This window comes from Burkholderia sp. SIMBA_062 (genome assembly GCF_046534765.1).
Taxonomy (GTDB): domain Bacteria; phylum Pseudomonadota; class Gammaproteobacteria; order Burkholderiales; family Burkholderiaceae; genus Burkholderia; species Burkholderia ambifaria.
Genome location: NZ_JAWRYD010000021.1, coordinates 103,351 through 118,054, shown reverse-complemented (window position 1 = coordinate 118,054; position 14,704 = coordinate 103,351). Strand labels below are relative to the sequence as shown.

Annotated in this window: 14 protein-coding genes; 4 read left to right on the top strand and 10 right to left on the bottom strand. The window is 66.4% G+C overall.

What is annotated here, in order from left to right; all coding sequences use genetic code 11:
- Positions 1 to 1,338: 1,338 nt before the first annotated feature.
- Positions 1,339 to 2,463: an MBL fold metallo-hydrolase gene (locus SB786_RS22995; protein WP_410729489.1), complete on the bottom strand. Its 1,125-nt coding sequence runs from the start codon at positions 2,461 to 2,463 to the stop codon at positions 1,339 to 1,341.
- Between the two features lie 83 nt (positions 2,464 to 2,546).
- Between SB786_RS22995 and SB786_RS22990 the strand changes: the two genes are divergently transcribed.
- Positions 2,547 to 3,200, top strand: coding sequence for a TetR/AcrR family transcriptional regulator (locus SB786_RS22990; protein ID WP_410729488.1), 654 nt, complete (start codon positions 2,547 to 2,549; stop codon positions 3,198 to 3,200).
- 193 nt (positions 3,201 to 3,393) lie between these two features.
- The gene (locus tag SB786_RS22985; RefSeq protein WP_410729487.1) at positions 3,394 to 3,885 is read left to right on the top strand and encodes a flavodoxin family protein; all 492 of its coding nucleotides are present in this window, start codon (positions 3,394 to 3,396) and stop codon (positions 3,883 to 3,885) included.
- Between the two features lie 166 nt (positions 3,886 to 4,051).
- Here the strand turns inward: SB786_RS22985 and SB786_RS22980 are convergent, their stop codons facing one another.
- A complete protein-coding gene (locus tag SB786_RS22980; protein ID WP_410729486.1) occupies positions 4,052 to 4,636 on the bottom strand; it encodes a DUF2889 domain-containing protein in 585 nt (194 codons plus the stop codon).
- A gap of 673 nt (positions 4,637 to 5,309) precedes the next feature.
- Between SB786_RS22980 and SB786_RS22975 the strand changes: the two genes are divergently transcribed.
- Together SB786_RS22975 and SB786_RS22970 are read left to right on the top strand one after the other, a co-directional pair.
- A complete protein-coding gene (locus SB786_RS22975) occupies positions 5,310 to 5,969 on the top strand; it encodes a ProQ/FINO family protein (RefSeq protein WP_410729496.1) in 660 nt (219 codons plus the stop codon).
- Between the two features lie 681 nt (positions 5,970 to 6,650).
- On the top strand, positions 6,651 to 7,712 hold the full coding sequence (locus tag SB786_RS22970; protein ID WP_410729485.1) for a DMT family transporter: 1,062 nt from the start codon (positions 6,651 to 6,653) through the stop codon (positions 7,710 to 7,712).
- 108 nt (positions 7,713 to 7,820) lie between these two features.
- Here SB786_RS22970 and SB786_RS22965 read toward each other — a convergent pair whose 3' ends face one another.
- The 8 genes from SB786_RS22965 to SB786_RS22930 all read right to left on the bottom strand — a co-directional run bounded on the left by SB786_RS22965 (position 7,821) and on the right by SB786_RS22930 (position 14,663).
- Entirely contained in the window at positions 7,821 to 8,186 is a 366-nt protein-coding gene (locus SB786_RS22965; RefSeq protein WP_410729495.1) for a bleomycin resistance protein, read from the bottom strand.
- 118 nt (positions 8,187 to 8,304) lie between these two features.
- The gene (locus SB786_RS22960; protein WP_410729494.1) at positions 8,305 to 8,601 is read right to left on the bottom strand and encodes a nitrogen fixation protein NifQ; all 297 of its coding nucleotides are present in this window, start codon (positions 8,599 to 8,601) and stop codon (positions 8,305 to 8,307) included.
- Between the two features lie 107 nt (positions 8,602 to 8,708).
- Positions 8,709 to 9,134, bottom strand: coding sequence for a TOBE domain-containing protein (locus tag SB786_RS22955; RefSeq protein WP_410729483.1), 426 nt, complete (start codon positions 9,132 to 9,134; stop codon positions 8,709 to 8,711).
- Between the two features lie 182 nt (positions 9,135 to 9,316).
- Positions 9,317 to 10,816: an efflux transporter outer membrane subunit gene (locus tag SB786_RS22950; RefSeq protein WP_410729482.1), complete on the bottom strand. Its 1,500-nt coding sequence runs from the start codon at positions 10,814 to 10,816 to the stop codon at positions 9,317 to 9,319.
- Positions 10,813 to 11,796, bottom strand: a complete 984-nt coding sequence (locus SB786_RS22945) for an efflux RND transporter periplasmic adaptor subunit (protein ID WP_410729481.1) — start codon at positions 11,794 to 11,796, stop codon at positions 10,813 to 10,815. Before SB786_RS22945 ends, SB786_RS22950 begins: the two co-directional genes overlap by 4 nt.
- 2 nt (positions 11,797 to 11,798) lie before the next feature.
- Positions 11,799 to 12,011, bottom strand: a complete 213-nt coding sequence (locus SB786_RS22940) for a DUF1656 domain-containing protein (RefSeq protein ID WP_006755496.1) — start codon at positions 12,009 to 12,011, stop codon at positions 11,799 to 11,801.
- A gap of 34 nt (positions 12,012 to 12,045) precedes the next feature.
- Positions 12,046 to 14,187 (bottom strand): FUSC family protein, encoded by a 2,142-nt coding sequence (locus SB786_RS22935; protein ID WP_410729480.1) that lies wholly within the window; start codon positions 14,185 to 14,187, stop codon positions 12,046 to 12,048.
- Positions 14,184 to 14,663: a MarR family winged helix-turn-helix transcriptional regulator gene (locus SB786_RS22930; protein ID WP_410729479.1), complete on the bottom strand. Its 480-nt coding sequence runs from the start codon at positions 14,661 to 14,663 to the stop codon at positions 14,184 to 14,186. Before SB786_RS22930 ends, SB786_RS22935 begins: the two co-directional genes overlap by 4 nt.
- Between the last annotated feature and the right edge of the window lie 41 nt (positions 14,664 to 14,704).

The following is a 14,704-nucleotide window of genomic DNA, read 5'->3' as shown; positions in this document are numbered from 1 at the left end:
CTGCGACTGCGACTGCGACTGCGACTGCGACTGCGACTGCGACTGCGACTGCGACTGCGACTGCGACTGCGACTGCGACTGCGCGACGGTGGCGGATTGTTACGTGACAACCTCCCGACTGGCTGTGGAGGAGGCCTTGTGCCGCGGTTCAGCCACCGGAGAGATCGCTAGCGTGAAGGAATCCGCGGGAAATACGAGGCGGTCGCGGTGAGTGTGCCGCTCGCTGATCCGCGCGCGATATCAATTGAGCGGTTGTCACGTGACAACCGCTGCCGGTTTATCCTGGAATGACTAGCGTGATAGGGGCGCGGTACGCGGCGCGCTAGCGAGCGGGGACGTATGCGTCTATATTCCACTCAGCTAGTCGGGGTGACCCGCACTTTCTCTTGGCGTCCGTGAACAGCGTGGGGTCTCACCCAACGCAGGTACCCCATGAGGATTCCTCAGATTAGTGATGCGACCCCAATAAATTAGACAGTTCGGGGTCCCCGAGGCAAAGACCCTCGGGCAGGGAGGGTAGAGATACCGAGCTTGTTGTATCGGCAAGTTATTCCATGGGGGGAGACATCGGCATCATGTCACGCGGGCCTACTGTGACGATTCCTCTTTTGGAAGGTGAATTCATATGTCCGGCGAGGTGAGGCGGCGTGTATCCGCGGGGTCGTGAAACATTTCTGAAGAATACGGTGTCTTCGTAAACCCTTGTCACGCAACGGGTTGTGCCACTTTCTTCATGTTGTTTCACGCAAAATGCACGCGTTCTCCAGGCAAAATGGGGGGCATGTGTTTCGCTCAGGAGAATGGCTGCGAACAACGAAGGTTGGCGAAAAATCGTATCAAAAATTACGTGTTTTGTCGTAATCGGTACGTATCGCAATGGCGTGCAGTCCGATCGACATACCGGCGACCTGATGCGGCACGCGGAACAAGTGGACGGGGAATTCAGTCGATGGAGTTTCCTCTTGATCGCCAGTTGTCACGTGACAACGAGCATGCAGAATCGCGAACTGATGGGATGGCGGGGGAAGCCAAAGCGCGTGGCTCGCCCCCAGAAGGCGTTGAGCGAAACGCGATTCCGTAGACAGCCCGAGATGATCGTCATGCCCATCGCGGCGCAGGCGAATCCGGAATCTACAGGCTCTGCATCAGGGAGACGAAGCGTATCGACATCGTCGGCCGACCGAATAGATCTCGGCCGACGCCGAACGTCTGCTTTTCCGGCCGGCCGACCATCATCATCGACACCCGATGAACAGCCCACAGCCAAGCATCACACCGTAACGAAAAACCACCGCCGCAGCGCAACGCTCCCGTCCAGCAGCGTCGCGGCCAGCAAACCTACTTCGCCGTCTGCGATGCGCATAGCTGCCACCGGCGCGGCTTCGCTGCCGGTGCCTGTTCTGCGTCATCGACGGTTCGCCACCACCGCTCACCGCGATGCGGCTCATTCAGATCGAGTCGCTCACCGATCCTGGGCGTCGACAGCTCGACGCCACGCACCATTGCCAACGCTGTGACGCGCTCGAACGGCTCCTGCCAACGATGCATCGCCAGATCGAACGTGCCATTGTGAATCGGTATCAGCGTGCGTCCGCGCAGGTCGATGTGCGCCTGCACGGTTTCTTCCGGCTGCATGTGCACGTACGGCCATTGCGGGTCATACGCTCCGGTCTCGATCAGAGTCACATCGAAGGGTCCAAGCCGTTCGCCGATTGTCCGGAAACCGTCGAAGTAACCAGTGTCGCCGCTGAAGAATACGCGCAGATCGTCGGCGACGATGACCCAGGACGCCCACAGCGTGCTGTTGCCGTCAAACAGGCTACGCCCGGAGAAGTGCTGCGCCGGTGTTGCAGTCAGCGACAGACCGTCGACGTCGATGGTTTGCCACCAGTCGAGCTGGCGCACCTTCGTCGCGTCGATACCCCATTCGATCAGGCGGTCACCGACACCAAGCGTCGTGACGAACACGCCAGTCGTGGCCGCAAGCGCGAGCACCGTGTCACGATCGAGGTGATCGTAGTGATCGTGCGACAGGATCACGCCGCGCAACGGCGGGAGATCCTCGAGCGCAATCGGCGGCGCATGGAAGCGTTTGGGGCCGACGCGCCGAAACGGCGATGCACGTTCGGCAAATACCGGATCGGTCAGCCAGAACTCACCGCGCAGCTTCAACAGCAGCGTCGAATGCCCGAGCCGATACAGGCTTCGGTCAGGCGCCGCGTCGAGTTGCTCGCGAGTCAGCGAATCGATCGGCAGTGCACCGGTCGGAACCGTGTTGCGTGGCTTGTTGACCAGCATGTTCCATGCAATGCCGAGCGTTTTGCCGAAGCCTTCGATGGGGCGCGGCGCGACATTACTGAAGCGTTCGCCGTTGTGCTGCGGCGACTCGCCGGACACCGTGCGGCCACGTCTGGCGGCAGCGAAACCCAGTACGCGATGAAGAAAAACGAGCGGTGAAGCCATGTCGATTCGTCCGGAAGTAAAAGTACACTGAGCAGTGTAGTTTATCCTTGGGAAAAGTAAACTCAGCGGTGTAAAATTTTTGCATGGATACGAGCACTTCCCCCCAGCGCATGACGGATCGAAAGCGCGCGGCAATTCTGGCCGCGGCGATCGAGGAATTTCGCGCAGCCGGCTACGATGCGACCAGCATGGATCGCATCGCCGCCCGCGCGGACGTGTCGAAGCGCACCGTCTACAACCACTTTCCCGGCAAGGAAGCATTGTTCGCAGCGATCCTGCACCAGCTGTGGGACGCGACGCTGACTGCCGGCGCGCCGGCCTACTGCGCCGACGTGCCGCTGCGTGATCAATTGCTCGCACTGCTGGAGCGCAAATTGCGGTTGTTGAACGACGAAGCGTTTCTCGCGCTCGCTCGCGTCGCGATCGGCGCGGCCATTCACTCGCCGGAACGCGCGCGCGACATGGTCGAACGCATGGGCGAGCGTGAAGAGGATGTGACGGTATGGATTCGTGCGGCCGCGGCGGCTGGCCGGCTGGCGATGAACGATCCCGTATTCGCCGCACATCAGCTGCACGGGCTCGTGAAAGCGTTCGCGTTCTGGCCGCAGGTGACGATGGGCCAGCCGCCGCTGGGCGCGCGGGAACAGCAGAAGGTCGCGGAAGCGGCCGCCGACATGTTTCTTGCGTACTACGCGCGTCCGGATCACGGCGGTGCGTCAGGTGCAGCGCAGAGCTGAACGCGCGTCATGCGACGCGCCAAGCGCAATAGGCGCGTCGATTGACTCTATGCGCGCTCCATCCGCCGCCTGGAAGAAAGCCCCATGCGACCATGGGCGAGTACAGGACCGGGCATACACGCCGAGGTCGCCCGCTTGAGCCGTACCGACGCGCGTGGCCGACGCATATGAAACCCAACACGAGCGAACACCGATGAAGACGCTGTTGATCGTCTATCACACGATGACCGGCGGCACGCAGCAGATGGCCGAAGCGGCCGCGGGTGCCGCGCGCGCGCAGCCCGGTGTCGACGTGAGGTTGCAGCGTGCGGATGCGACGAGCGCGGACGACGTGCTCGCCGCCGACGCCTATTTGTTCGCGACGCCGGAAAATCTCGCCGCGATGTCCGGGCTGATGAAGGATTTCTTCGATCGCTGCTACTACGCGGCGCTCGATCGCGTGAACGGTCGCCCGTATGCGGCGATGATCTGCGCGGGCAGTGACGGACAGAACGCGCTGCGCCAGATCGACCGGATCGCGACCGGATGGCGGCTCAGGAATGTGGCGCCGGGGCTCATCGTCTGCACCCATGCGCAGACGCCGGAGCGGATCCTCGCGCCGAAGACGATCGACGCCGAGGATCTCGCGCGCTGCGCGGAGATCGGCGCGGGTCTTGCTGCGGGGCTCGCGCTCGGCGTGTTCTGATCATCGGCGATCAACCGGATTGAAGCGGTGCCGCAGCCGCAGGCAAGGACCGCAGCGCGACGCCTGCCGTGCTGTCTCCAATTGCCCCGAGTTCAAGCGACGCGCACTTTTCGCGGGACACGGCGGCTGCGACTCGCATCACCGTTCACCGTCGAGTATCGATGCCCTAGTCACCCTGCGTCGATACGGTCGGTTGATGGTATTCGGGCCACAGGCTCTTCACGAGATCGCGCGAAGCGCCATACGCATAGCAGCTGTCGATCTTGAGCGGCTTTCCGTTGTCGTCGCGATAATTCAGCGAGGACGGCCGCACGCCGACCATCGTCTGATAGGCCGCGGTCGCGACCGGACCGAGAATTTCCTTCAGATGGGTGCACGTGTCGCAGGACGGCAGGCGTTTGCGCACCTCGCTGTTCCAGCCGGCGCCGATGCGCAGCCCGACGAGCGCCTGCAGCGTGTCGCCGCCGCCAGGACACTGCGCATAAGGATGCGACCTAATGAACGTGGATACCGCGCGCACGATCATGTCGACGTCGAACACCAGCGTCACGCCGAGGTCGTGAATCGGGGCCTGTGCCGCGACCGTGCGCGTGCCGCCCGGCGGGGTGAAATCGCGCGTCTTGCGATCCGCAAGACAAGCCGTGACTTCGAACAGGCCGTCGCTGCGGCGATAGCCGCGCATATCGATCTGCCGATGGTGAATCTCTTCGCGCGTAATGCCGTCGTGCGGGACGTCGTGTCGGGGATCCATGTAACCGCTCCGTTTCGTACAACCGGTCTCTTTGCATTCGACAACGATGTCGTTGGCTGATCGGTGCGTAGCGAAACCACCACAGGCCGCCGACGATGTCGATCCGGCCATACTACGCACTTTCCGGTGCCGCCGTACGATCGGCGATCGATGCGTACGCAACTAATTGAATACCGGGAGCGATCGGCGCGAACGCCGCCACGCCGCGCGGATCGTACGCGAAAGCCCGGTCTTCGAACCGCGTGAATCCGCCGGCGACGGCATATTTGGACGTCCGTGCCACCTTTCGACATTCCGTAGTGTGGAATGATCGACGCGATGCGTGAGCCGCGAACCAAAACCGAAAGTACCGAAAGCGGCACTACGTAACGCGTGTCTCGCTACCGGTCGCAAACGCCGCGATAATGCGCAATGCGACCGCACGGCCGCATTGCGCGCCTCTCGGATCCGTCAAATGCGAACCGGTGAGTCAGCCGACTGCCGCGCGTACCGGTATACTTCCACTCCTGCCTTTTGTCCGGCATCGTGGCCGGGTGCCTGAAAACAGCGGTTGTGGCGATGCGGCCCCGCATGTTCCGCATCGGTGGCAGACAAGCCGCTGGCAATGCGGCAAAACGCCGATGTGCGGAATGGCAGCACGAACTACACCTTATATTCCTGGTGGATTGAATTTATGGGTTTTGAACAACTTGCCGAATTGCGGGCGCAGCTCGCAGCCAAGGCCAAGCAGGAGCGCAACGCGAAGCGACCGGCTGCGCAACCGGACGCCGGCGCGAAGCCGAAGTCCGGCGACCGGCCCGCTCGTGGGGCCAAATCGGGTGCCGGGGCTAAAGCGCCGTCCGGTGCCAAGCCCGCTTCGGCGAAGCCGTCGACCCCGGTCGATCCGGTCATCGTCGCGATCGGCAAACTGCAGCGCCGGTTCCCGCGCGCGTTCCCGAAGAATCCGGCACCGAAGGTGCCGCTGAAGGTCGGCATCTGGGACGACCTCGCCCGCGAGGCGCAGGCCGTCGGCCTGACTGAAGCCGAACTGCGCGAGGCGATGTCCACGTGGTGCCGCGGCAATCGTTACTGGTCGTGCCTCGTCGAAGACGCGGTGCGGGTCGATCTGCAAGGTAACGAAGCCGGGCGCGTGACGCACGACGACGCGGCGCGTGCGCGCAGGCTGAAGTCGCGCCGTCCGGGCAACAAGGGCGGCGCCCAAGCGGCAAAGGGCGCACCGCAGCAGCCGAAGACGGAAGCGCAGGCCGCCGCCGCCGCGCCGCAGCCGGCGACTGCGGAAGCACCGGCAGACGCAGCACCGCAGGCCGAGCAGCAAACGGCCGCGAGCGAGTAACGCGCAATGCGTCGCCGCGCGATCGCGCGGTGACGGCCCGCCTGCACCGCGCGTGCAGCGCATCACGTGACAGACCGGCCTGACCCCGCTCGGGGCAGGTCGGGACTGCCTCCGCTGGCGACACCGCCAGTCAGCCAGCCCTCAACCCATCAGCATCGAACTGCCAATCGAACCGGCGATGAAAGCGCGTCGGCGAACGCAGCTTGCGCAATGCATTGTTCGTGTTGAACGGGCATGGCGGCCGGATATCGAAACAAGGACGGTGTGCATCACGAAACAGCTTACGTCGTACCACAATAGTTCGTTTTCCTAAAGTAGACAGAGCGCAGTTGAGGCGCCCCGATTCGCACTCACGCCTATATGTCACGCGTCAGCCGTTGCCGGGCACGAAATGCCATGATGGTCGCGCGACCGACGCGTGATATCCGGACGCGCGACCACTGCGGCGGCCGTCAGCCCATCGGTTGGCGACCCGCGACACAAAAGCCGATAATCTCAGCAACCGGGAATGCCGGGCCGATACACATTGCCGACCACGCATGACGCGACAGGTGCCGGAAAGCCGACGCGATCTATCCGGCAATCTCCGAAATTGAACGGCACCGGCAAACCGTACGCGCCACGGCATCTCATGAAGCTTGCCGACTCCATACGCACAACGCTTTACGCAAAGACCGCCCCATGAACCCGAGACATTCCGCGATTCTCGTCGCGCTCATCGCCGCCGCGCTGTTCGGCGCCGCGACGCCGCTCGCCAAGGCGCTGCTCGGCGCGATGTCGCCGTTCATGGTCGCGGGCCTGTTCTATCTCGGCAGCGGGATCGGCCTCGCCATCGGGATCCTGCTTCGCGGGCTGCGCAGCCACCGCGCGCCGGCCGGGAATACCGCGTCGTTGCAACGCGCGGACCTGCCGTGGCTTGCCGGCGCGATCGCGGCCGGCGGCGTCGCGGGCCCAGCGCTGCTGATGTTCGGGCTGTCGAGCACGCCGGCCGCGACGAGTGCGCTGCTGCTCAATCTCGAAGGTGTACTGACGGCCGTCATCGCGTGGGCCGTGTTTCGCGAGAACGTGGATCTCCAGGTGTTTCTCGGCATGGTCGCCATCGTCGCCGGCGGCACGCTGCTGTCGCGGATGCCGGGGCGCGCGGGCGTGCCGGTCGGTGCGCTGCTGATCGCCGCCGCGTGCCTGTGCTGGGCGATCGACAACAACCTGACCCGCAAGGTCGCCGCGAACGATGCGATGGTCATCGCATGCGTGAAAGGGCTGGTCGCCGGGCCCGTGAATATCGGCATCGCGCTCGCGGCCGGCGCGACGCTGCCCGCCGTTCCGGCCACGGCCGCCGCGATGCTGACCGGCCTCGGCGGCTACGGGATCAGTCTCGTGTTGTTCGTCGTCGCGCTGCGTCATCTCGGCAGTGCGCGCACGGGTGCGTATTTTTCCGTGGCGCCGCTGTTCGGCGTCGTGCTGTCGCTGCTGATCTGGCCGGCACTGCCGTCCGTCACGTTCTGGATCGCGGCCGCGTTGATGGCGCTCGGCATCTGGCTGCATGTGCGCGAACGGCACGAACACGAACATGCACACGAGCGGCTCGCGCATACGCACCGGCATCGGCATGACGAACATCATCAGCACACGCACGACTTTCCGTACGATGGCGATGAACCGCACACGCATCCGCACGTGCATCTGCCGATCACGCACAGTCACGCGCATTTCCCGGACATTCACCACCGCCATCGACACTGACCGCGCGGCCCACGGACAAAGACCCGCGCCGCGCGCCACGTGTATCGCAAGGTAACCGTTTATGGGGTGTCGGTTCGTGCCCGCCGCGCCCCTTCGACACTCAACGATTCAGTCGCCCGTCTGAATCAGCCGAATCAATGAACCGTCCAGGTCGATCAGCGCGCCGCGGGTACCGCCCCATGGCTCGCGTTTCGGCCGATGCGCACGCGGCCAGCCGGTCGTCTGCTCCGGAATGCCGGCCGCGAGCACCTCATCGAAAAACGCGCCGACGTCGGCGAGCCGGAAACAACAGCTGAACCAGCTCGTGGCCGGATCGAGGTCGGGATGCGGAAAGAATTCCAGCAGCAGGTCGCCGCGCCTCAGGATCATCCAGGTGTCGTCGCGCCAGGTTTCGACGAAGCCGAGATTCGCATAGAACAGCGATGTGGCTTCGAAATCGCGCGACGGCAGATTGGGAGTCGCCAAGTCGGTCAAGGTTGGTCCTCCGGTGGGCGTTGGGATCGACCGAGCGCGCGGGACAGCGCACGGATGGATGTCGCGCATGATTGATCAAACGCTGCGTATCGGCAACCCACGCAGGGCGTCGTCGTGACTATCGTTGCAGGGGACAGCAGGATCCGAAATCCTCGTAGCGCGGGCATCCGGGCGTGGGCCCGCGCGTCAGGCCGAGCGATGCAGCCATTTCCAGCGCGAGAAATTTCTTCCAGCGCTGCTGCGCGATATTGCGCGCGGCGAGCGCGGGGAAATCGAGCAGCGCGAGTTCGTTGCGGCATGCGCGTGCCGCAACCAGTGCGCCGAACAGACGTGCATCCGGGGACGCGGCATCGGCCGCCGCGGACAGCAGCGATTGCAATACGCGCCGATGCGCGTGCCCGAGCGCGGACGTCATCGTGGGCGCCCGCACGCCGGTCGAGCGTTGCGCGCCGCTTGCAGGTGCGGCGAACGACGGGGCCATCGCAATCGGTCAGTCGATCAATCGATCAATCGATCAGTCCATCACTCGACCCCGACGATCACGCTCGACGCCTTGAAGATCGCCGACGCAGCCTTGCCGCTCGCGAGGCCGAGACGATCGACGCTGTCGTTGGTGACGATCGCGACGATTTCCGCGCCGCCCACGGCCCGGATCACGACTTCCGAATTGACCGTGCCCTTCGCGATCGACGACACGGTGCCCGCGATGCAATTGCGGCCCGACACCTTGCTGCTGTCTACGTCGACCATCACGATCACCGACGATGCCTTGACGAGCGCGAACGCCTTCGTGCCGGCCGCGAGACCGAGCGATGCGGTGCTGCCGTGCGTGATCACGGCGACGATGTCGAGGCCGTCCTGGGTACGCAGCGTGATTTCGTCGTTGACGGCACCGGGCTTGACGGCGGCGATCTGGCCGGCGAATTGATTACGGGCACTGCTACGCATGATGATCCTCCGAAACATGGGCTGCCCGGCGGGCGGTGAGCGAATGATGGAAACCGCGGACGAGTTTACCGGCAACGCCGGTGACGCGCGCCGTCGGCATCGACATACCGGACTTGCGAGACCGCGCACGGGGTGATGCGGGACGCACGCGTGTCGCGCATGCTATCCCGCGCCGCACGCGATTACCTGGTCGGGGCCGACGCAGCAGCCGGCGCACCGGCCGCCGACGTCTGCTGCGACACAGCGGGCGCCGCGTCGCCTTCCCATCCGCCGCCGAGCGCGAGGAACAGCTTCACCTGGTCGGCGGCGACTTGCCCTTCGGCCGCGGCGACCTGCGCGCGCACACTCGTGAGCGTGCGCGTCGCATCGAGATCGGAGATGAACGATTCGCGGCCGGCCGTGTAGAGCCGGTGCGTTTCGTCAGCGGAATTGCGCGCCGATTCGTAGGCCGTGCGCAGCGCATCGGTGCGCTGCACGTCGGCCGCGTAGGTCGCGAGACTCGATTGCGTTTCGCGCAGCGCGTTCAGCACGACGCCGTCGAAGTGCGCGAGTGCGCCGCCGGTCGCGGCTTCGGCTTCGCGCACCCGTGCGCGCTGGCCATTGACCGGGAACGACCAGCTGATCAGTGGTCCGAACGACCAGCGATTCGTGGTGGACGAGAACAGGTCGGCGGCGACGCCGACCGAGCCGGCCGACGCGCCGATGCTGATCGACGGATACAGCGCGGCGGTCGCGACGCCGATCCGTGCGGTCGCGGCGGCGAGCTGGCGCTCGGCTTCGCGAACGTCGGGGCGGCGGCGCAGCAGCGCGGCGCCGTCGCCGATCGGAATCGGCTGGCGCAGCCTCGGCAGGCGCTCGCATTCGGCAACCGCCTTCGGCAAGTCGGCCGGCGAGCGCGCGAGCAGCGCGGCGAGCTGGTATTGCGCGATCTTGCGTCGACCTTCGAAACGCGGGATGTCGGCGGACAGCGTGCGTACCTGCGTGACACCGCGCGTCACGTCGGTCTGGTTGCCGCGCCCCGCATCGCGCAGCCGCTGCGAGAGCTTCACGCGCTGCTGCTGCAGCGCGAGCGACTGCTTCGCGATCGCGAGCTCGTCGCCGGCGGAGCATGATTCGACGTAGGCACGCACGACGTCCGCGACGACCGTGATGCGCGCCAGGTCGGCGGCCGCCTGCACGGCTTCGCTGTCCGCGCGCGCGGCCTCGACGCCGCGCCGCAACTTGCCGAACAGATCGAGTTCATACGACACGCTGATGCCGACCGTGCCTTCGTTGACGACCGGCAGCTTGTTTTCAAGCAGATACTGCTCGGCCGATTCCTGCGCGCGCTGCACGGCTGCTTCCGCGCTGCCGGAAAAGCCGCCCTGTTCGTTCGCGACTTCCAGCGCCGCGCGCGAACGCGCGAGGCTGGCCGCGGCGACGCGCAGATCGGTGTTCGATTTCAGCGCGCTACGCACGAGCGCGTCAAGCACGGGATCGTCGTACAGTTGCCACCAGTTGCCGGGCACGGCGTTGCGCGATACGAGCGCGCCGTTCGCGTCGTCGAGCGCATGGTTCGCGAGCGGCGCATTCACGTACGCCTGCTGCGGCAGCTTGTAATCGGGGCCGACGGACTTGCACGCGCCGAGTGCGAGCGCGAGCGGCGCGAGTGCCGCCGCGAGGCGCAGGCCGTGCCGCTTCATCGCGATGCTCCCGTCGCGCTCGCGGCCGCGGGTGCGGATGCCGCGGGCGACGAAGCGGGCGGCACGGCTGCGGCGGAAGCGCCGGCAGCCGGTTTCGTCTTGCCGTCGCGGCGCGTGTCGGTGCGCACCGCGACGGTCGCGGTGCGGCCGGCGATCATCCGGAAGTCGTCGGGCACCTCGTCGATCACGACGCGCACCGGCACGCGCTGCGCGAGCCGCACCCAGCTGAATGCCGGGTTGACGTTCGGCAGCAGGTTCGCACCCTGCGTGCGGTCGCGATCCTCGATCGCGGCGACGATGCTCTGCACGTGGCCGCGCAGCGGATGCGGCTCGCCCATCACGACGATGTCGACCGGCTGGCCGATGTGGATGCCGCGCAGCTTGGTTTCCTCGAAGTAGCCGTCGACGCGGAACGAATTACGGTCGACGACCGACAGCACGGCGCGGCCGGCCGGCACGTATTCGCCAACGCGCGGCGCACGGTCGTTCAGGTAGCCGTCGACGGGGCTTACGATCGTCGTGCGCTGCAGGTTCAGCTTCGCGGTGTCGAGCGACACCTGCGCATCGGCGACGGCGGCTTCGCCCTGCTCGACGCGCGTGCGGCTTTCCTCGACCTGTTCGCTGGCGACCAGGTTGCCGAGCTGCAGGTTGCGCGCGTACTCGCGCTTTGCCTGGGCGAGCGTCGCGCGGCGCTGCGCGAGCGTCGCTTCGGCCAGCCGTTCCGCGAGCGCGTAGCGCGCCTGGTCGATCACGAACAGCACCTGGCCGCGCTTGACCTCCTGGTTGTCGGCGACTTGCACCGCGGTGATGAGCCCCGCCACGTCGGGCGCGACCTGGATCACGTCGGCGCGCACGTGCCCGTCGCGTGTCCACGGCGAGAACATGTAGTAGTTGATGATCCGCCACAGCACGAGGGCGGCCACGACGACGACGATCAGGGTGAGCAGGATCTGCCCTGCCGAGAGCCAGGTTTTTTTCACGGTTAGCTAGCCACGAGATGGTGAGACACGATGACGACCGCGGCAAACACGAACACGTAGATGCCGAGGTCGAAGATCGAACGGTGCCAGACGAGGCGGTAAAAGCCGACGCGCTCGAGCAGCGCGCGCACGACGATGTTGATCAGGTAGGCGATCAGCATCAGCACGAGCGGAGCCGGCACGAATACGCCGAAGATGTCGATTTCGCCGATCATGGTCGCGGTCGGAAAGACAGGTTGGAAAGCGGGATCATGCGCTTGCTCCGTCCGGCGCCGCTTGCGGCGGCTGCGCGGACGCGGCCGGGTACAGCGACAGCCGCAGGCCGACGAGCGCATGCAGCGTATCGCGCAGCCGGCGGTGCGTCGCGGGCGTGGCGGGGGACGCGGGCGTCGTGCCGCCGTCCGCCGCTGCCGCCGGCGCGCCCGGCAGGTTGCGGCCGGCCACGCGCTGCAACGCATCGTCGATCGACGCGAGCAGCGCCGGTGGCGCGGGCTGGCGCGCGTTCGCGGCCGCGCAGCGCGTGTAGTGATCGGTGACGCCGGCCAGCACGCGGTCGATCGCGCCGGGCACGTCGCCCGACAGCTTGCGGCGCGAGCGGCGCAGGTCGAGCGCGTTCAGCGCGATGCGCAGGTCGCGGAAGCTCTCGATCGACGGATGGCGGTGGTCGTCGGACGCGCCGAGGCGCGGCAGCAGTTGCGTGACGCGGTCGAGCATGCGCGACGCATGGTTGCGCTGGTCGTCGAGCGGCTGCGTCGACGCGGAGCGCGCGACGTCCTCCCACCCCGAGCGCAGCAGTCGCCGCACCGCGAGTTCCGCGCCGAACGGCCGCGTCGCCCGCGTCCACACGTACGCGAACAGCAGCCCCGCGACGCCCGCGAGATTGCTGTTCAGGAACACGAAGAAGTCGGCGTCGTACGCGCTCTGGATGCTGATGAAGGTCGCGGTGTTCACCGCGACGAGCATCGTCACCATGTTGAACTGCGGGCGCGGCAACAGCGTGCCGATCAGGATGAACGGGCCGGCGAACATCAGCACGAGCATCGCGAAGTCGTGCACGTGCGGCAGCACGGCGAACAGGTACAGGCCCGCGAACACGACGCTCGCGGTGGTGGCCAGGAAGAACTTGAACACCAGCGGCGCGGGCTCGTCGAGCGCCGCGAAGAAGCTGCACGCGACGGCGACCAGCGTGACGGCGCCGGCGCCGTCGTGCCAACCGGACTGGATCCACAGCCAGCACGCGAACACGATCGCGCCGGCCACGGTCAGCGTCGAGAACAGCATCATCCCGCGATCGAAGAAGCGCTCGGTGCCACCGAGCCGCCAGTGCCGATATCGCGGCCGCCAGACACCCGACTCGTTCGCGATCAGCGCGCGCAGCGAGCGGCAGTCCTGCCAGATGTCGATGACCTGGCGCAACCGCCACAGCGCGTTCGACAGCAGCGCGCCGTCCCAGCTCGTCAGCGCGCTGTCGGGCGGCTGCAGCGCCGCGATGCGCGCGCGCAGGTTGTCCGCGACCGGGTCGTCGGCCATCGCGCCGTCGGTGCCGGCCTTCAAGGCCGGCAGCGGCGCGTCGAACCACTTCGCGGCGTCGGCGAGCAGCGCGTCGAGCGCGGGAGGGCGCACGTGAAGGTCGCGCATCAGCGCGATCAGCGGATCGGCGAGCGACGACATCAGCGGCAGGAACAGCTGCATCCGGCCGGCGAGCGCCTGCATGCGGGCGAGTACGTGTGGGTGCGCGTGGTCGTAGCTCAGCTGGCTCAGCAGGAATTCGAGGCCGGTGATGGTCGCGGCGAGGCGCTGCCGGCACGCGGACAGCGCCTTGCCGGCGAGGTGCCCGGACAGCGTCTCGCGGCCGTAGAACGCGGCGTCCTTGAACCACGCGTCGGTGCGATCGATCAGCGTCGGCGCAAGCCGGTTCGGAAACACGGCGCTGCCGACCACGCTCGCGCACACGATGCCGAGCACGATTTCCTCGGTGCGCGCGATCGCGACGTCGAAGACCGTCGACGGATCGGTCACGGTAGGCAGCGCGACCAGCGGCATCGTGTAGCCGGCGAGCATGAACACGTAGCTGCGCGCGGTGCGGTCGGAGATCGCGAGGTAGAGCAGCGTGCCGCACCACGTCGCGACGATGATGCTGAACAGGAGCGGCGTCTCGACGAACGGCGGCACGAACAGGATCGCGGCGGCCGCGCCGAGCGCGGTGCCGAGCGCGCGATACAGCGCCTTCGAGCGCGTCGCGCCGACGAACGGATTCGACACGATGTAGACGCTCGCCATTGCCCAGTACGGACGCGGCAACTGGAAATACAGGCCGAGGTACAGCGCCAGCATCGACGCGGCGAACGTCTTGCCCGAGAACAGCCAGTCGCGAAGGCTCGGATAGGTCATGACGCGGAATCGGCAGGGTGGGACGGACGCGACGCCGGGTGCTGCGCATCGGCCGCGCCGAATGCGTTCAGGACGCGCAGCGTCGCTTCGAGATCGGCGCGCGTGACGCCCTTGAGCACCTGCGCGCGCAGCACGCGAAGGTCTTCTTCCATCTTCGCGGTGATCGCGCGGCCGGCGGCCGTCAGCGAAATCGTCTTCGCGCGGCGGTCGTGCGGATCCTCGTCGCGGCGTGCCAGCCCGGCCGCGCACAGCTGGTCGAGCAGGCGCACGAGCGACGGCCCCTCGATGCCGACGTGCTCGGCGAGCGTGCCCTGGCGCACGCCTTCACCGAGGCGGCCGGCGATCAGCAGCGGGGTCGCGCAGGCTTCGGACACGTTGTACGCGGTCAGCACGGCGTCGCTCGCGCGGCGCCACTTGCGCGCGGTGAGCACCAGCAGGCTGCTGACGGCGAGGCGAAGGTCGTGCAGATTGGTCATGGGCGAGATGATAGAGGCAATAACATTCGATAGCAAACTAT